Origin of the sequence: Kribbella sp. NPDC049227 (assembly GCF_043197265.1) — a bacterium.
In the GTDB taxonomy this organism is placed as follows: Bacteria; Actinomycetota; Actinomycetes; order Propionibacteriales; family Kribbellaceae; genus Kribbella.
Window position 1 is genome coordinate 381,604 of record NZ_JBICST010000006.1, and the last position, 12,270, is coordinate 393,873.

Consider the following 12,270-nt stretch of genomic DNA (forward strand, 5'->3'; position numbering starts at 1 on the left):
TCAGAACAACAGATCGTCGTAAAGAGCGTCGAGTTGGTCCGTCAGGCGCCGAGCTTGGGTGTCCGCGTCGGCCATCCCGTTCCAGTAGACGGCAACCACCAGGTGCTCGGCCGGATCCGCGAAGCCGAGACTCCAGGTTCGCCCGCCGTGGCCGAAGCTGCGGGGTGACGCACGCGACCCGTAGCCGTGGGCCGGGTTGGACGAACCGAGCATGAACCCCAGCCCGCGGTCAACCGTCTCCTGCAAGTACTCGTCCCACCCGTCGCTCACCTGGCGGGCCGTCATCGCGTCGAGCGTTCCCGCAGACAGCAGGCGCTCGTCGAGAAGGGCCTCGTAGAAGTGGCCGAGTTGGGCGATCGGGCCGTGTCCTCCGCCGGTCGGGCGGCCCCAGGTGACCCAGGCTTCTGTGCCGGACGGACCGAAGCCCGGGATGACGGCAATCCGGTCTCGGTGAACCTGGTACGAATCGGCTGACATTCCGATCCAGCAGTCGTGCATGCCGGCCGGCCGAAAGATCTCGCTGCAGACGAACTCCGAGAACTGCCGGCCGCTGATTCTCGAGACCAGCTCAGCGACGATCCACATCGCGACCGAGTTGTAGGCATTGCGCGTGCCCGGGATCCAGCCGTCCGCCAACGGCGCCGCGCAGATGTCGGTCACCATCTCCTCCGGCGGCGCGATGCCGGTGATGGTGCTGGTCAGACCTCCCGTGTGGGTCAGCAGGTGCCGGATCGTGACAGCCTCCTTGCCGGCCGCGGCGAACTCGGGGATCTGGAGACAAACCGGATCATCCAGGTCGAGCAAGCCCCGCTGCCACAAGAGTCCGATCGCCACCGATGGGATCGGTTTGGTAGCGGAGGCCCACTCGACGATGGTCGAGGTCGTCATCGGTACGCCGGGGCGTGCTTCGCCGACGGCCAGGTCGACACGCGTCTGCCCGTGCACCGAGGCGTACACCTGCGCGCCGGTGTGCCAGCCCTTGTCCATGCCGTGCTGTACCTCGGCGAGGGTCCGCCTCGGCGCCGAGAGGAGCCCTCTAGACATGGACTTCGAAGCCGAGGTCGAGGTCGGAGGCTGCTTGGCCGCCGCGGATGCCCCAGTTCTCGGTGGCGCTTTCTCTGAGCGTGATGAGGACGTGGTCCTGGGGGATGCCGAGTGGGGCGAGGCGGTTGACGATCTCGGCGTACAGGTTGCGCTTGGCCTGAACCGAGCGGCCGGCGAAGCAGTCGATCGTGACCAGGGTGAAGAATTCGGGGTGGGTCCGGTTCGGTGAGCAGGCGAACCGGTGCGGCTCGTGTGCGATCAGACGGATGTTCCTGTCCTCCGGCGGGATGCGGAATGCCGCCACCAGCGCGCCGTGGACCGCGTCCATGATCGCGACCTCCTCGGCCTCGGAGTACCGGCGGCGAACCTCGACGAGCGCGGTGGGCATGACGCGAATCCTTTCATCCGGCACGAGTCAGCGTTGGTACGCCGGGGTGACCTCGATACCGTGGTTGGCGAGGAGGGTTCTGAGGGTGTCGTGGCCCTGGGGGAAGTCCCACAGCTCAGCGGGGAGGCCGACCGATCGGGCAGACGCGACGTTGTCGGGGTTGTCGTCGATGAACAGGATGGTGGACGGGTCGGCTTCGATCCGGCGCGCGGCCTCGGTGAAGAAGGCTGGGTCGGGCTTGGCGGCACCGAGGTCGTACGAGTAGCAGCTGACGTCGAAGATGTCGTCGTACCCGAGCGCCGTACGCATGTGTGCGCCGCGATACTTCTCCTGATTCGTGCCCAGGTGTACGCCGTACCCGTGGCGCCGGAGTTGTTCCACGATCGCGAAGGACTCTTCGATGCGGTCGATGCGGTGCCACACGTCCTGGTAGACGACGTCGACTGGTGTCTCGACGCCGTACTCCGCGAGTGTTGCCGCCAGCAACGGCATGTAGTCCCCCTCGCCCGCCAGCATCGGCAACTCGTCCTTCCAGGTCCGATGCAGGAACTCTCGCGTCCGCTCACCGAGGTATGGCTCCATCGCGGCGTACCACCCGCCGGGGAGGTCCTGCAGTACGCCGTCCGCGTCGAACAGCACATGCCGGATCGGCGATGCGGCGACCCCACGCTTGGATCCCGCGCTGGTCGGCGCCAGGACCACGCCTTCCGGCAGCGGCGTCGGTTCACCGCGCTCGGCCGGGATGACGCCGATCTGGTACGCGTCCTCGTAGATCACCTCGCCGGGGATGTCGGAGTACACGACATCGAACGGGACATCGTGGGCGGCAAGGACCGCACACAACCGGTCCACTCGCGTCTGCATCTCTGCGGGCAGCGGAGTCTTGAACCACGTCACCGCGCCGGCGGTGTTCCCATCGGCGTAGAAGCCCGGCTCGGGAAGACGCTCGAGAAACCAGTCGTCGATGTCGAGATACAGGGCCACCTGCCCGTCAGTCAGCCGCCCAGCCCGCCGCAGATGATCCACCGCCACGAACAGACCCACCTCCACGCCGAGCCGTCCCCGATACCGAGCCTGCACGCGCAGATACGTTCCCGTCATCGCCACATCATCACCGAACCAGCCCACGAACCACGACCAAATATCAACCCCCGGCCTGGCGCCGTACGGCGCCGGGCCGGGGGTTGACTGCTCAGGCCACGTAGTCGGCCAGGTGTTTACCGGTGAGGGTTGTCGGGTTGGCGATCAGCGTGGCTGGGGTGCCCTCGAAGACGATCTGGCCGCCGTCGTGGCCGGCGCCGGGGCCGAGGTCGATGATCCAGTCGGCGTGAGCCATCACGGCCTGGTGGTGCTCGATCACGATGACCGACTTGCCCGAGTCGACGAGGCGGTCGAGCAGGCCGAGCAGTTGCTCGACGTCCGCGAGGTGGAGGCCGGTGGTCGGCTCGTCGAGGACGTAGATTCCGCCCTTGTCCCCCATGTGCGTCGCCAGCTTGAGCCGCTGCCGCTCACCACCGGACAGGGTCGTCAGCGGCTGGCCAACGGTCAGGTACCCGAGGCCGACGTCCGCCAGCCGATCCAGGATCTTGTGCGCGGCCGGCGTGCTCGCCTCGCCGGAGCCGAAGAACTCCAGCGCCTCGGCCACCGACATCGCCAGCACCTCGGTGATGTCCTTGCCGCCGAACTTGTACTCCAGCACCGACGCCTGGAACCGTTTGCCTTCGCACTCCTCACACGGCGACTCGACCGTCGCCATCACGCCGAGGTCTGTGTAGATGACGCCGGCCCCGTTGCAGGCCGGGCACGCACCCTCGGAGTTCGCGCTGAAGAGCGCCGGCTTCACCCCGTTGGCCTTCGCGAACGCCTTCCGGATCGGGTCGAGCAGACCCGTGTACGTCGCAGGGTTGCTCCGGCGGGACCCACGAATCGCGCCCTGGTCGACGGTGATGACGCCATCCAGGTCAACCACCGACCCGTTGATCAGCGAACTCTTGCCCGAGCCGGCCACACCAGTGAGGACCGTGAGCACGCCGAGCGGGATGTCCACGTCGACGTTCTGCAGATTGTGAAGGTCGGCACCGCGGATCTCGAGCGCGCCCGACGCCTCGCGCACCGAGTCCTTCACCGAGGCCCGGTCGTCGAAGTGACGCCCGGTCAGCGTCTTGCTCGTCCGCAGCTTGGCGACCGTCCCCTCGAACACCACCTCGCCACCGCCTGAACCAGCACCCGGGCCGAGGTCGACGACGTGGTCGCCGATCGCGATCGTCTCGGGCTTGTGCTCCACGACGAGCACGGTGTTGCCCTTGTCGCGCAGTTGCAGCAGCAACTCGTTCATCCGCTGGATGTCGTGCGGGTGCAGTCCGATGGTCGGCTCGTCGAAGACGTACGTGACGTCGGTGAGCGACGAGCCCAGGTGACGGATCATCTTGGTGCGCTGCGCCTCGCCACCCGACAGCGTCCCGGCCGGGCGCTCGAGCGAGAGGTAGCCGAGCCCGATGTCCACGAACGAGTCGAGCGTCTCCCCCAGCGCCTCCAGCAGCGGACCGACCGACGGCTCCTTGAGCTCACGCACCCAGGCCGCGAGATCGCTGATCTGCATCGAGCACAGGTCGGCGATGTTCTTGCCGTGGACCTTGGACGCCCGCGCCTCCGGGTTGAGCCGGGTGCCGTCACAGTCCGGGCAGGTGGTGAACGTCACGGCCCGCTCCACGAAGGCGCGGATGTGCGGCTGCATCGCGTCCACGTCCTTGGACAGGAACGACCTCTGGATCGCGGGAATCAGCCCGCTGTAGGTGAGGTTGATGCCCTCGACCTTGATCTTGGTCGGCTCCCGGTAGAGCAGGTCGTGCAGTTCCTTCTTGGTGTACTTCTTGATCGGCTTGTCCGGGTTGAAGTAGCCGGAGCCGCGGAAGATGCGGCCGTACCAGCCCTCCATGCTGTAGCCGGGGATCGTCAGCGCGCCCTCGTTCAGCGACTTGCTGTCGTCGTACAGCGCGGTCAGGTCGAAGTCCGTGACCGAGCCCATGCCCTCGCAGCGCGGACACATGCCGCCCTGGTAGACGGCCTTGCGTACGACGGTCTTCTCGCCGGCACCCTTCTCGGCGACCATCGCCCCGGTCGCGATCCGCTTCGGGACGTTGAAGGAGTACGCCTGCGGCCCACCGACATGCGGCGTGCCGAGCCGGCTGAACAGGATCCGCAGCATCGCGTTGGCGTCGGTCGCCGTACCGACCGTGGAGCGCGGGTTCGACCCCATCCGCTCCTGGTCGACGATGATCGCCGTCGTCAGCCCGTCCAGTACGTCGACGTCGGGGCGCGCCAGCGTCGGCATGAAGCCCTGGACGAACGCGCTGTACGTCTCGTTGATCAGCCGCTGCGACTCCGCGGCGATGGTGCCGAACACCAGCGAGCTCTTGCCGGACCCGGACACACCGGTGAACACGGTCAGCCGCCGCTTCGGGATCTCGACGCTGATGTCCTTCAGGTTGTTCACCCGCGCGCCGGTGACGCGGATCAGGTCGTGGCTGTCGGCGGCGTTCTCGGTCCGCGACCGCGTGGCCTTGCTCATGGTGTCTCCATCTGTCAGGCGGAGCCGCGGTGGCGGCCTCCGTCTGGCACGGTCGTCGGGGTCAGGAAACCTGGTTGATCCGGATGTGGTTGCCGGCCGGGTCGCGGAACGCACAGTCGCGGACGCCGTACGGCTGGTCGGTCGGCTCCTGGATCACCTCGGCCTCGGTGGCCTGCAGCCGGTCGAACAGGCCGTCGATGTCCTTGGTGGCCAGCACGATGGTGGCGAAGGTGCCCTTGGCCATCATCTCGGTGATGGTACGGCGCTCGTCCTCGGTGATGCCGGGGTCGGCGCCCGGCGGATACAGCACGATCGACACGCCGGGCTGGTCGGCCGGGCCGACGCTGATCCAGCGCATGCCGCCGTACCCGACGTCGCTGCGCACCTCGAAGCCGATGATGTCGCGGTAGAAGGCCAGGGAGGCGTCCGGGTCGTTGTGCGGAAGGAACGTGGAATAGATGTTGAGGTCCATGACGGTCACGCTACGTGCTGATCGCCGGCCGGTGCTTCTCGATTCCTGATCGGTCTGGTCACCTGCTTGGCCACGCACGACGGGATGCCCAGGGTCGAGTCCCCCGCACGCTCCTTGTAGACGCTCGGCGGCATCCCGACCAGCTCGGTGAACCGGGTGCTGAACGTGCCCAGCGACTGGCAGCCGACCTCGAAGCACACGTCGGTGACGCTCAGGTCGCCGCGGCGCAGCAACGACATCGCCCGCTCGATGCGTCGCGTCATCAGGTATCCGTACGGCGACTCTCCGTAAGCGCGTTTGAACTCGCGGCTGAGGTGACCGGACGACATGTGTGCACCCCGGGCCAGCGCCTCGACGTCCAGCGGTTGCGCGTACTCCCGATCGATCCGGTCCTTGACCCGCCTCAGGCGTGCCAGATCCGCCAACCGCTGCGCCTCGTCCGCCTTACTGGTCACCCCAAAAATCCTGCCACGCCCCACCGACGTTTACCTAACCCCCAACCACTTGACGTCGTCCGTGGGATAGACATGCCTCCATGCGGCTCAGGACTGTCGAGTGGGGTGAGGGCGGGCGGGTTGCTGTGTTGTTGCATGGGATGTTGGGGGCTGGGGAGCAGTTCTGGCGGGTTGGGGCGGCACTTGCGGAGCGGGGGTATCGCGCGGTTGCGGTGGATCTGCCGGGGCACGGCGGGTCTCCTGCGGCTCCAGATGCGGACCTCGGGATGTTTGCTGCGTCGGTGGTGGAGACGGTGGGTTGTGAGCCTGAGTTGGCGATCGGTCACTCGTTGGGTGGGGTCGTGCTGGCCGAGGCGTTGCCTGTGCTGCGGCCGGCCAGGGCTGTGTACGTCGACATTCCGCTAGCTGATGACGGGGCTCAGCGCACGGCGGACGATCTGACGTCAGGCTTTCTAACCGCGCGGGCTGGGCGGACGGTCGAGGCGCTCCGGATCAGTAAGCCGGCGTGGTCGGAGAAGGATCGTGAGGTGGAAGCGTCGGCGGCCGAGCGGTTTGATGTCGCGACCGCGGTTGCGCTCGAGTTGTCACACGGCGCATCGCAGCCGCCTACCGCCGACATCCCGTCACTGGTCATTCGTGCCGAGCCCAGTCGCTATGTGTCGAAGGCCAGGGCAGCCGAGTTGGTGGCCCTCGGCTTCGAGGTCCGCTCGGTGCCAGGCGCGGGCCATTCCATCTGGTACGGCCATTTCCCCGAGTTCATGGACGCCCTCGAGGGATGGATCTGAAGGGGACGAGCGGCTGCCGATCAGGTCGTCAGGTGCGGTGCTTTGCGGACCAGTTCAGGTAGGCGACGTTGGCCAGGAGCCAGCCGAAGCCGATCGCCTGCTGGCCGTCGTGTTCGGGGGTTGGCTGGTAGCGGTTGTAGAGGGCGAGACAGTGGGCGTGGATCTTCGGGTCCCACGCGGTGGCCTGCATCCAGCGTGGCGCCTGGTGTGCGACCGCGGCGGCGCCAATGGTGCCGCCGGCAACCGTTGTTTGACGGCCGGCAGACCGTCGGGGTCGGTAGTGGCGACCTTCTGCGTGAAGGTCCGGGCGATCCGCGTCATGGGCGGTGACGTGCTGCAGGGGATCCACCAATTCTCCCGCATCCGGACTAGTCCGGCAGCTCGACCTTCAGGTACGGCGACAACGTGTCGAGGAACTCACGGGCGTCGAACATCGCCCCAGCGGATGCCAACCCCGACGTCCGTGTCTGTCCGGCCAGGATCCGCCGTACAGCGCCGACCGCGAGCGGAGCCGTGATCGCGTAGATGTCCTGCCCACTCGCTGTCGCGCGCAGCTCCTTGTTGCCGATCCGGATCAGCGTGTCGACCACGAAGGTCTGGTCGGATCGTCCGAGCTTGTCGACCGGCACCGGTGGCGGCGTGTCCTCACCCAGCAGGTCCTGAGCGGCCTCGACGGTCATGTCCGTCCGTACCTCGGGCACGTCCAGGTGGCTCGGCACTGTCACGACGTCGGTCATCGTGAACTCGGTGATCACGCGACGCCGGCCGAGCGGTTCCGGGAAGTCCCAGTCCTGCACTACGGGCTTGTCATCGTGATGCTGCAGCGCGCCGTTGGTGAACCGCAGGCGACGACCGCCACGACGGTCGTGCGAGACCTGACCGGCCGCACGTGTGCCCGGTGTGGGATGCCAGCTGCTCAGACCGTAGGCGACGCGGACCTCGTCGGCTGCGGTCCTGTCCCCCAGCGCTGCCGTGACCAGAAGATCACCCAGCCCGCCGTAGAACGCCATCGCCGGCACGACCGGGGTCCGAGCTCCCCTGTGGTTGGCGAAGGTCGCCACATTGGCCTCGATCTCGGCGGCCACATCGACGTACGGAATGCCCGCCCGAACAGCCGCGTCGACCAGCGGGCCGCCTGTGACGGCGAAGGGGCCGGCGCAGTTGAGGACCACGTCCGCGCCGGCGAGCGCGGCGCCCAGCGAACGCGCGTCGTCGACCGCGGCCGGGCGTACTCCGACGTCTCCCCACTTGGCCGCCAGCGTTTCCAGCGCGCTGCCATCACGGCCCGACGCGACTGTTGCGACCCCACCACGCAGCAGTTCCTCGACCACGAACCGACCCGTGTGCCCGGTCGCTCCGTAGACCACGACTGCACCCATCGTTCCTCCGATCAGACTGTCTCTGGCATCGAGTCTCGCCGTCCGGCAGGTGGAATCGTGAGAGTCCGGAACGACACCATGCGTACACTTTCGGACATGCACACCGTCGCCCTCGCGACCGCCGGGGAGCTGCTGCACTTCGAGTTCGGGGTCGCGTACGAGATCTTCGGCAACCCGCCGCCGGGTGAGCCGTGGTACGAGGTCCTGCTCTGCGGACCCGAGTCGATCCAGGTCGGTCCGTTCACGGTCAAACCGGACCACAGGCTGGATCGGCTGGTCGAGGCGGACACTGTGATCGTTCCGGCGTGCGCGGATGTCGACGTACCGCCGCCGAAGGAGCTGGTGGATGCGGTGCGGGCGGCGTACGAGGCGGGTGCTCGGGTTGCGTCGTTGTGCACGGGAGCATTCGTGCTGGGTGCGGCCGGGCTGCTGGATGGTCGGCGGGCGACGACGCACTGGGGGCACGCGAAGGCGCTGAGCGCGCGGTTTCCGCTGGCGGATGTTGATCCGGACGTCCTCTACACCGACAACGGCAGCGTGCTGACGGCCGCGGGGAAGGCCGCCGCAGTAGATCTCTGTCTGCACCTGGTGCACCTCGACCACGGTGCGGCCGTCGCGAACGCCGTCGCCCGGCGGCTCGTCGTACCGCCGCATCGGGATGGCGGGCAGGCACAGTTCGTCGCGACGCCCGTGCCGGTGTCGGGTGACCACATGCTGTCCCAGCTCCTCGGTTGGGCGCAGGAGCGGCTCGATCAGCCGCTGACCGTCACTGACCTCGCCCGGCGCGCGAACACCAGCTCACGCCATCTCACCCGGCTCTTCCGATCGATCACCGGTCAGACCCCGCTCCAGTGGCTCCTGACCCAGCGCGTACGCCGCGCCCAGGAGCTTCTCGAGTCGACCGATCAGAGCATCCACTCGGTCGCCATCGCCACCGGCATGGGCACAGCCACCACCCTCCGCCGCCAGTTCAAGCGCGTCGTAGGCGTCCCACCCGACACCTACCGCCGCTCCTTCCGAACCCCCGCCTCAGCCTGACCCGACCCGGGTACGGAAGGGTTGCCTCGGGCATCGGCGTGTTGTCGAATGGGGGCTCGCCGAGGAGCGGGGTGGTGGGATGTCGACGTATCCGCGACGAATGCATACGGCCCTGGATACGACGGACGGTCGCGGGCTGGCCGAGTTCTATCGACAGTTGCTGGGCTTGCGCTATCGGCCGGGAGACGAGCCGCCGGCTGACAGTACGGCGGATGACGACAGCTGGCTTGTCCTCGTCGATGACGACGGCAACCGTCAGCTCGCGATCCAGAAGGTCGACACGCTGCCACGGTCGACCTGGCCGTCGGCCGACGTACCGATGCAGCTGCACATCGACTACGCCGTGCCGACGGTGGACGACCTCCATCGGCACCGGCGCCGGGCCGAGGAGCTCGGAGCCGAACTGCTGTACGACCGGACCGGAGTTGGGTCCGAGCCTCTCTATGTCCTGGCCGACCCGGCCGGACATCCCTTCTGTCTCCTCGTGGGGGTGCTGTGAGCAAGCAGACTGGGTACGCCGCGGTCAACGGACTGCAGATGTACTACGAGATCCACGGCTCCGGCGGGACGCCGCTGCTGTTGTTGCACGGCGGGCTGTTCAACGTCGACCTGCAGTTCGGCGCCTTGCTGCCGGCGCTCGCCGAGAACCGGCAGGTCATCGCGACCGACTTCCAGGGGCACGGCTACACCAACGACATCGACCGGCCGCTCGGCACGATCGACCTCGCCTCCGACGTGGTCGGGTTGCTGCGGCATCTCGACGTACCGAAGGTGGATCTGTTCGGGTTCAGCGTCGGTGGTGCGGTGGCGCTGTACCTGACGATCAAGCATCCGGAGCTGGTCCGGAAGGCCGTGATCTCGTCGGTGTCGTTCAGCCGCGACGGCGAACGTGGCGCGAACGAGGAGGCCATCAGCGAGATGAAGGTCGAGATGATCGCCGGTACGCCGATGGAGGCGGAGTACCTGGCGAAGTCGCCGCACCCGGATCTCGAGCACCTGCAGGTTTTGCTGACCAAGCTCGGCGGCTACGACCGGGGCGTCGACGGCTGGTCCGACGACGAGATCCGCGGCATCGCCGCGCCGACGCTCTTCACGGTCGGCGACTGCGACGCGGTCAAACTCGAGCACGCGGTCCGCTTCCTCCAACTCCGCGGCGGCGACGTCAACGGCGACATGACCGGCGTCCCCACCAACCAACTGGCCGTCTTCCCCGGCACCACCCACTTCTTCGGCCTGTCCCGCACCAACCTCGTCCAAGACACCGTCACCACCTTCCTCGACGCCGAGTGATCCGCTGCAGGGTCAGTTCGGGAGGAGGGGACGCATGAAGGTGCGTTCGTAGCGGATGACGCAGCCGCTGTCGTCGCGGATCTTGTCGGCCGCGACGAAGTCGGGATGTACGCCGAACAGTTGGCGGTACTCCTCGTACGCCGCCAGGCTCGGGAAGCTGAACAGGGCCAGCGCCTTGTCGCTCGCACCTTCCGACGGAAGGAAGTAGCCGTGATGGGTCCCACCGTGCTCATTCACCAACTCGATCCACCGCTGTGCGAACCGCTCGAACTCGGCCACCTTCGCCGCATCGATGGTGTAGTCGACAACACACGTGATCATTCCGCACCTTTCCGCTGACTCGCCCTGGCCACGCCCAGTTCACCACTCGACGCGCCGACCACCCTCCAGCGGGCCCCGCGGACACTGAGTTCAAGGTCCTGCACCCGCTCCGACTACGCTGCCCACCATGTTTCGTGAGGCGGACGCTGGGGACTTCGACGCCGTGATGCGGCTGTATCGGCAGCTACATCCCCGGGACTCGCCAGGTGGCAGGGAAGCGGACGTGTTCACGGAGATCCTGCGGACGCCGGGATTGCGGTTGTTCGTGCTGGAGGTCGATGGGGTCGTCGTGGCAACGACGTACTTCAATCTGATCCCGAACCTGACCCGCGGGGCGGCGCCGTACGCCGTGATCGAGAACGTGGTGGTCGACGCGGAGAGGCGCGGGACCGGGCTCGGGAAAGAGATCATGGCGCGGACACTGCAGGCGGCGTGGGATGCCGGCTGCTACAAGGTCATGCTCATGACCGGCTCGCGGACCCCGGCAACCCACGCGTTCTACCGGGCCTGCGGATTCGACCCCGACGAAAAGACCGCCTACGTCTCCCGCCCCACCCGCTGAAGCTCCTCGAGAGCGACCTGCAGGTCGCGTGCCGTCGACTAGCGTCGCACCCTGATCGAAGGCGCCCGCCAACCGATCCGTCATGCCTCACATCGTGCCAAGAGGTCCCTGTCAGGCGTGTTTGAGGGCCCAGTCCAGTACGTCGTCCGCGATCTTCTCCCAGCCGTCCTGGGCCATCAAGAGATGCGCGTAGCCGTCGTACTCGCGGGTCTCGGTGATCGTCTTCGACTTGTAGTGCTTGGCGTTCGAGCGCTGCACCTCGGGCGGCATGATGTGGTCCTCGGACGCGGAGACGAACAGCAGCGGCGCCCGCGCGTCGTTGTGGTAGTCGACCCAGGTGTCCTGGTGACCGGGCTGGAAGTTGGCCAGCACGCTCCCCCACAGGATCCCGCCGTTCGCCGGGATCGCGTACCGCTCGTAGAGCCGCCGCGCCTCGTCCTCGGGGAAGGTATTGGTGAAGGCGTAGTTCCACTGCTCGAAGTTCATCGGGATCGACTTGTGCCGGTTCGCCGGGCTCTTCAGCACCGGGAACGTCGACTTGACCTGCGAGAGCGGTACGACGCGCACGCCCTCGGTCGGTGCGGAGCACATCGCGACGCCGGCGGCGCCGAACCCGTGGTCGAGCAGGACCTGGGTGAACGCGCCACCGGCCGAGTGGCCGATGATGATCGGCGGCGCGTCGAGTTCGCGGATCACCGACTCCAGGTGGTCGATGATGGCCGGCACGGTCAGTTTCAGGATGGTCGTCGGGTCGGCGTTCAGCGCCTCGACCTCGACCTCGAACCCCGGATACCCGGGCGCCAGCACCCGGAACCCGCGAGCCTCGTAGTGCGTGATCCAGTGCTCCCAGCTGCGCGGTGTGACCCAGAAGCCGTGGACCAGAACGATGGTGTCGGCCATGATCGCGTACCCCTCCGTCGTCGGGACTGCCCGCCTGCAACCTAGCTGCGGGTACGCCGGGCTCCGTA

The 12,270-nt window shown here is 67.4% G+C and carries 15 protein-coding genes; 5 read left to right on the forward strand and 10 right to left on the reverse strand.

Annotated features, from left to right (window positions below):
• The 6 genes from ACGFH6_RS27870 to ACGFH6_RS27895 all read right to left on the reverse strand — a co-directional run bounded on the left by ACGFH6_RS27870 (window position 1) and on the right by ACGFH6_RS27895 (window position 5,927).
• Window positions 1-987 (reverse strand): serine hydrolase domain-containing protein, encoded by a 987-nt coding sequence (locus ACGFH6_RS27870; protein WP_393389701.1) that lies wholly within the window; start codon window positions 985-987, stop codon window positions 1-3.
• A 49-nt stretch (window positions 988-1,036) separates the two neighbouring features.
• Window positions 1,037-1,432, reverse strand: a complete 396-nt coding sequence (locus tag ACGFH6_RS27875; RefSeq protein WP_393389704.1) for a tautomerase family protein — start codon at window positions 1,430-1,432, stop codon at window positions 1,037-1,039.
• Between the two features lie 27 nt (window positions 1,433-1,459).
• A complete protein-coding gene (locus ACGFH6_RS27880; protein WP_393389706.1) occupies window positions 1,460-2,533 on the reverse strand; it encodes an HAD family hydrolase in 1,074 nt (357 codons plus the stop codon).
• Window positions 2,534-2,624: 91 nt separating this feature from the next.
• Complete coding sequence (locus tag ACGFH6_RS27885) at window positions 2,625-5,000, reverse strand: ATP-binding cassette domain-containing protein (RefSeq protein ID WP_393389708.1); 2,376 nt, start codon at window positions 4,998-5,000, stop codon at window positions 2,625-2,627.
• Between the two features lie 61 nt (window positions 5,001-5,061).
• A complete protein-coding gene (locus ACGFH6_RS27890; protein WP_393389711.1) occupies window positions 5,062-5,472 on the reverse strand; it encodes a VOC family protein in 411 nt (136 codons plus the stop codon).
• 5 nt (window positions 5,473-5,477) lie between these two features.
• Window positions 5,478-5,927: a helix-turn-helix transcriptional regulator gene (locus ACGFH6_RS27895; protein ID WP_393389714.1), complete on the reverse strand. Its 450-nt coding sequence runs from the start codon at window positions 5,925-5,927 to the stop codon at window positions 5,478-5,480.
• Window positions 5,928-6,007: 80 nt separating this feature from the next.
• Between ACGFH6_RS27895 and ACGFH6_RS27900 the strand changes: the two genes are divergently transcribed.
• Window positions 6,008-6,712, forward strand: a complete 705-nt coding sequence (locus ACGFH6_RS27900; protein WP_393389716.1) for an alpha/beta fold hydrolase — start codon at window positions 6,008-6,010, stop codon at window positions 6,710-6,712.
• 28 nt (window positions 6,713-6,740) lie between these two features.
• Here the strand turns inward: ACGFH6_RS27900 and ACGFH6_RS27905 are convergent, their stop codons facing one another.
• A complete protein-coding gene (locus ACGFH6_RS27905; RefSeq protein WP_393389718.1) occupies window positions 6,741-7,061 on the reverse strand; it encodes a hypothetical protein in 321 nt (106 codons plus the stop codon).
• Window positions 7,062-7,080: 19 nt separating this feature from the next.
• Window positions 7,081-8,091 carry a saccharopine dehydrogenase NADP-binding domain-containing protein gene (locus ACGFH6_RS27910; RefSeq protein WP_393389719.1) on the reverse strand — a complete coding sequence of 337 codons (1,011 nt, stop codon included), beginning with the start codon at window positions 8,089-8,091 and terminating at the stop codon, window positions 7,081-7,083.
• A 96-nt stretch (window positions 8,092-8,187) separates the two neighbouring features.
• Here ACGFH6_RS27910 and ACGFH6_RS27915 point away from each other — a divergent pair, with 96 nt between their 5' ends.
• The 3 genes from ACGFH6_RS27915 to ACGFH6_RS27925 all read left to right on the forward strand — a co-directional run bounded on the left by ACGFH6_RS27915 (window position 8,188) and on the right by ACGFH6_RS27925 (window position 10,419).
• Window positions 8,188-9,129 (forward strand): helix-turn-helix domain-containing protein, encoded by a 942-nt coding sequence (locus ACGFH6_RS27915; protein WP_393389721.1) that lies wholly within the window; start codon window positions 8,188-8,190, stop codon window positions 9,127-9,129.
• Window positions 9,130-9,208: 79 nt separating this feature from the next.
• Window positions 9,209-9,628 carry a VOC family protein gene (locus tag ACGFH6_RS27920; RefSeq protein WP_393389724.1) on the forward strand — a complete coding sequence of 140 codons (420 nt, stop codon included), beginning with the start codon at window positions 9,209-9,211 and terminating at the stop codon, window positions 9,626-9,628.
• Window positions 9,625-10,419, forward strand: a complete 795-nt coding sequence (locus ACGFH6_RS27925) for an alpha/beta fold hydrolase (protein WP_393389726.1) — start codon at window positions 9,625-9,627, stop codon at window positions 10,417-10,419. Before ACGFH6_RS27920 ends, ACGFH6_RS27925 begins: the two co-directional genes overlap by 4 nt.
• 12 nt (window positions 10,420-10,431) lie before the next feature.
• Here ACGFH6_RS27925 and ACGFH6_RS27930 read toward each other — a convergent pair whose 3' ends face one another.
• Window positions 10,432-10,740 (reverse strand): NIPSNAP family protein, encoded by a 309-nt coding sequence (locus ACGFH6_RS27930; RefSeq protein ID WP_393389728.1) that lies wholly within the window; start codon window positions 10,738-10,740, stop codon window positions 10,432-10,434.
• Window positions 10,741-10,867: 127 nt separating this feature from the next.
• Between ACGFH6_RS27930 and ACGFH6_RS27935 the strand changes: the two genes are divergently transcribed.
• On the forward strand, window positions 10,868-11,302 hold the full coding sequence (locus ACGFH6_RS27935) for a GNAT family N-acetyltransferase (protein WP_393389731.1): 435 nt from the start codon (window positions 10,868-10,870) through the stop codon (window positions 11,300-11,302).
• 111 nt (window positions 11,303-11,413) lie between these two features.
• Here the strand turns inward: ACGFH6_RS27935 and ACGFH6_RS27940 are convergent, their stop codons facing one another.
• A complete protein-coding gene (locus ACGFH6_RS27940; RefSeq protein WP_393389733.1) occupies window positions 11,414-12,202 on the reverse strand; it encodes an alpha/beta hydrolase in 789 nt (262 codons plus the stop codon).
• Window positions 12,203-12,270: the final 68 nt, after the last annotated feature.

Excerpts from the sequence above, each read along its gene's own strand:
- ACGFH6_RS27870 (WP_393389701.1), bottom strand. The coding sequence starts at position 987 with ATGGACAAGGGCTGGCACACCGGCGCGCAGGTGTACGCCTCGGTGCAC.
- ACGFH6_RS27875 (WP_393389704.1), bottom strand. The coding sequence starts at position 1,432 with ATGCCCACCGCGCTCGTCGAGGTTCGCCGCCGGTACTCCGAGGCCGAG.
- ACGFH6_RS27880 (WP_393389706.1), bottom strand. The coding sequence starts at position 2,533 with ATGACGGGAACGTATCTGCGCGTGCAGGCTCGGTATCGGGGACGGCTC.
- ACGFH6_RS27885 (WP_393389708.1), bottom strand. The coding sequence starts at position 5,000 with ATGAGCAAGGCCACGCGGTCGCGGACCGAGAACGCCGCCGACAGCCAC.
- ACGFH6_RS27890 (WP_393389711.1), bottom strand. The coding sequence starts at position 5,472 with ATGGACCTCAACATCTATTCCACGTTCCTTCCGCACAACGACCCGGAC.
- ACGFH6_RS27900 (WP_393389716.1), top strand. The coding sequence starts at position 6,008 with ATGCGGCTCAGGACTGTCGAGTGGGGTGAGGGCGGGCGGGTTGCTGTG.
- ACGFH6_RS27910 (WP_393389719.1), bottom strand. The coding sequence starts at position 8,091 with ATGGGTGCAGTCGTGGTCTACGGAGCGACCGGGCACACGGGTCGGTTC.
- ACGFH6_RS27915 (WP_393389721.1), top strand. The coding sequence starts at position 8,188 with ATGCACACCGTCGCCCTCGCGACCGCCGGGGAGCTGCTGCACTTCGAG.
- ACGFH6_RS27920 (WP_393389724.1), top strand. The coding sequence starts at position 9,209 with ATGTCGACGTATCCGCGACGAATGCATACGGCCCTGGATACGACGGAC.
- ACGFH6_RS27930 (WP_393389728.1), bottom strand. The coding sequence starts at position 10,740 with ATGATCACGTGTGTTGTCGACTACACCATCGATGCGGCGAAGGTGGCC.
- ACGFH6_RS27935 (WP_393389731.1), top strand. The coding sequence starts at position 10,868 with ATGTTTCGTGAGGCGGACGCTGGGGACTTCGACGCCGTGATGCGGCTG.
- ACGFH6_RS27940 (WP_393389733.1), bottom strand. The coding sequence starts at position 12,202 with ATGGCCGACACCATCGTTCTGGTCCACGGCTTCTGGGTCACACCGCGC.